At 41.9% G+C, this 1,946-nt stretch carries 1 protein-coding gene; it reads right to left on the bottom strand.

Features of this window, described 5'->3' with window-relative positions:
• Positions 1-391: 391 nt before the first annotated feature.
• Positions 392-1,831 (bottom strand): IS110 family transposase, encoded by a 1,440-nt coding sequence (locus tag G608_RS0117710; RefSeq protein WP_026497102.1) that lies wholly within the window; start codon positions 1,829-1,831, stop codon positions 392-394.
• Between the last annotated feature and the right edge of the window lie 115 nt (positions 1,832-1,946).

The following is a 1,946-nucleotide window of genomic DNA, read 5'->3' as shown; positions in this document are numbered from 1 at the left end:
CTAATAAAGCATCCCTTTGTTTGCTCTATAAAGGCTATTTTCCCTTTGATCAACTATGATGGTGAACCTTCCGTGTCTAAAGGGATCGTGTCCCAACTTCCTTCGTCCCACCTATTCATACACCAAGTGCCAGCAAAGCTTTCAAACAGGGTCTATGCCCTATGGAGAGAACTCCCGCCAGCTACAGCTCTTGTTTGTCTTTGGTACTTACTAACTGACCTATTATGTCTTGAATGGTACCGGCAAACGGTGGACGCAATCCATCAAAGACATATGTTGGTAGTTTTTGTAGGAGATTCCCCCTACTGTTAATGGGTTACCATCCGGAACCCTGCTCAGCTATCGAACTGTATTCAACAGCTCGGCAGGATTCCGGAAATGTGATTCTTACTTATGCAGCTACTATCTCAGCATTCTCAAATCTCTTGATATCATCAAGCATCTTTTGAGGGTCATAAGTAACGCCTTTCTTGAGGATTGCATATATAATCCTCAGAAGCTTACACGCTATGACTATCAGCGACTGCATCTTCTTTAGCGGATTCTTGGGCCGTGTAGTGTAGTACTCATGTATCAACTGGAATTCTTTAGCATGAGCCACAACTGATTTGGCTCCTTGGAACAGCCAGGTTCGCAGTTCTTTGCGTCCTCTGTGGCTTATCTTTGTTTCGCCATTATGCTTGCCCGAACTGCATGCAACAAGGTTTAATCCACTTAGTTTCTGTATTTCCTTAACATCGTCAAATCTATCAATATCCCCCATTGAAGATATGATCCCTGCAACTATGTTCTGACCCAGACCAGATATTTCAAGAATGTTTTCAGCGTGTGGTATTTCCATACACTTCGCATTTATAGCTGCCTCTATTGTGGTCAGCTTTTCATCTAGAGAGAGCATTTCTTCCACAAACCATCTGACAGCTTCTCTGTCGTATTCTGCGCCTTCATTTCTTCCCACGCTTGTACTGGCATATCTGAATAGTTCAGCTGCCCTGCTATAGCCGCGTCCTCTTAGCTTAGCATTGTGCCAAATCTCTCTTATGCCATCTTCACCCAATGCAACTATGTCCTTTGGAAATGGTGCAATCTTTAATACTTCTAAAGCAAAACTTCCATCCACTCTTCCAAATGCGTCCTTATATTCAGGAAAGTGTATTTTCATTAGCCTGTGCATCCTGTTTGCACAACGGATCCTGTTCTCGGTAAGCTGACTCCTTAGAAGCGAGAGACTACGCAGGTCTGCGTATATGCCCTCTGGAAGATATGGCATACCATAGTTTCCGTTCATTACCAGATTTGCTATTACTTTGGGATCTTTTCTGTCATCCTTTAACTGGCTGTTGTCTTCAACCTCCTTTGTCTGCTTGACTGCATATGGATTTACCTGTACAACACTGATACCATTGCTTATAAGCCATGTCGCTATACAGAACCAGTAATGACCTGTAGGCTCAAGTCCTAATACTATCTGCTTTTTGCCATTTACTGCAGCAAGCTCAACCATCCATGCCTTTGCAGCTTCAAATCCTTCTTCATTATTCGTGAATGAAAATGGTTTTTTGCTGAGTTCTCTGCCTCGTATATCTATAGCTCTCAGATAATGAGTTTCACTGCCTATATCGCATCCTACTATAAGCATGTCCTCCGATATAAAAGAGAGCTTGGCATTCTTATCAAACTTCCCCGTTGTTTCAAGATCATGCCAGGTCTTAGCCTGCATTGTCTTAAGAAGTTCATCGATTCTTGACTGTCTTTCTTCGGCTGATAGAGTGTTTATTACCGAAAAACTATTGGTGACTTGATTTTTGTTTCTTGTTGTCTTAGCATTCATGTTAGATACCTCTTGTATTCTTGGATTATTACCAACTGCCAGGTCAGTAACAATCCAACTTTACTTGAGGTATTCTTTTTAGGTCAATCCCTGTTTAAATCATACAGGAAGCTTT

Source organism: Butyrivibrio sp. WCD3002 (genome assembly GCF_000424265.1).
Classification (GTDB): Bacteria; Bacillota; Clostridia; order Lachnospirales; family Lachnospiraceae; genus Butyrivibrio.
This window is presented reverse-complemented; position numbering and strand designations above follow the sequence as displayed.

Coding starts and splice junctions, on each gene's coding strand:
- G608_RS0117710 (WP_026497102.1), bottom strand. CDS start 1,831: ATGAATGCTAAGACAACAAGAAACAAAAATCAAGTCACCAATAGTTTT.